We start from the raw sequence: 1,676 nt of genomic DNA on the forward strand, positions 1-1,676 counted from the left end.
CTGCTCAAAACGCAGATCAAAAGCTCTCCAGAAAACCGTCAATCAAATCGCCAAAACCCAGAAATTACTGGCCAAGCACATCAATCAACGGTTCTTCGATCCCTCCATCTTATCCGCACTCGTACAGCAGAAGGGCGGGAACTGGCCAAAAAGCGCGGGATCAAGATGGGGCGGCCGCAGCGCATTACCGAAAAGCAAAAGGTACAGATTCTTAAACGCCGGTCCGAGGGGCAAACGCTCTACGAGATCGCAAAGGATTACGACATTGTTCCCAGCACCGTGCTGCGGATTGTCAATAAGTCAAGTGCTCCCATAGCATGAGAAGCCAGAGTCTGGTCGTTTGAACGGGGTGTGTCGTGGTTGGGTCTTGCCCGAAGGAGGGGCTGTGGCTGGCTATGTCTGGCGCTTCGGTCTCTAACCTGCCTCGGTATAGCCCTTCCTCGTATCCCTTTGCGGACTTTTGAAGAGCAATGTGGTACAGCCCGATGTCTGTATAAAGGGCTGCGCCTGAAAAGCACGCACTCTCTATAATAACGACAGGGGCAGGATGAGCATGGAAAAGACCTTCAGGGCCGCTCTGGACCGGGTTAATGAGAGCATTGCGGTGAAAATGACCGTTCTGTTCGGCAGTATCTGGTGCGTTTATGCGTTTCTGGTGTTCTCGCTTGTGCCTGTGTTGGTGCCTCAATGGGAGAACACCCTTCTCTATATCAGCAACTGTATTCAGCTTGTGGCGTTACCTGCCTTGATGGTGGGAAGCTCGGTGCTCAGTCGCGGGGCAGATAAACGGGCAGAGGAAGACCATCAGGCTCTGGTTGAAATCCTGTCTGACGTGCGTGAAGAACTGGCGGACCTGAAGACCTTTACAGCAGGTCTGGTTCAAAGAACTTCGGAAGTACTCGAGCGTCCACAACTTGAGAATGTTTCCATTTCTGACCAGACTTTTGTGAATGTGGAAAGCCAGAACGACAAAACGCCGGACTGATGGTGCGGCGGCAGCCGGGACAGAGGAAGGATACTCCCCATGCGGGTGCACTCTCACACACGGCAGCTTTTGCTGGCGACTGTTGTGTTTTCAGGCGTTGTGCTGCGTCCCTGCCCGGCACAGACCGCAGTAGCAGGCCATGAAACGGCAAAGACTGACAGAGCGGGTCATGCTGCGATACCTCATGCCGCAGTACAGGATGCTATGGTTCGCCACCCCGCGGGTGCCTCTCCGGTAGTTGGAAAGGGTAGGGTTACGGGTGTCCAAGTGCGCGCCGGAGAAGCCGGTTCAGTGTCATCTGGTCCGGCTCGGAATCTTGGGGCCTCTGCTCCGATGCTCGGGCAAAGGGGAGTGCATGAGGGGGTAAAGAAGGGGGTAACGGTAAAGAGGGCAGGGCAAGTAACTGCATCGGGGGTGGAGCAGGTTGACGTGCGTGCCGATCCGGTCGCTCTGCATGCGGGGGGCGGTCTGTTAAGGCCGCAGGATGAACCGAAGGCGGTGAGCGTGGTCGGGTCGGACTTCATTGCGCGGCAGGCGCCCTCCGCCACGGCGTTTGATCTGGTGGCGCTGCTGCCCGGAGCTAGAGCACGTCCACTGAACGATGAATCGTGTGGGGTGACATGGGGCATAGATTGTGATTCACCGTTTCCATTGATGGAGATGGTGATGGCACGAGCATTGAGTGACGATC

Annotated in this window: 3 protein-coding genes; all 3 read left to right on the top strand. The window is 56.0% G+C overall.

What is annotated here, in order from left to right:
- Nucleotides 1-321: helix-turn-helix domain-containing protein (locus tag GOB82_RS13165; protein WP_166123785.1), on the top strand; the 321-nt coding region annotated here is incomplete at its 5' end.
- Between the two features lie 226 nt (nucleotides 322-547).
- Nucleotides 548-985 (top strand): hypothetical protein, encoded by a 438-nt coding sequence (locus GOB82_RS13170; RefSeq protein ID WP_377792207.1) that lies wholly within the window; start codon nucleotides 548-550, stop codon nucleotides 983-985.
- 429 nt (nucleotides 986-1,414) lie between these two features.
- A partial coding sequence (locus GOB82_RS13175; protein ID WP_166123783.1) for a hypothetical protein occupies nucleotides 1,415-1,676 on the top strand: 262 nt, incomplete at its 3' end.

It is taken from the genome of Acetobacter farinalis, from assembly GCF_011516935.1.
Lineage (GTDB): Bacteria > Pseudomonadota > Alphaproteobacteria > Acetobacterales > Acetobacteraceae > Acetobacter > Acetobacter farinalis.

Bases quoted from the DNA above. Each gene is read 5' to 3' on its own strand.
- GOB82_RS13170 (WP_377792207.1), top strand. From the start codon at position 548: ATGAGCATGGAAAAGACCTTCAGGGCCGCTCTGGACCGGGTTAATGAG.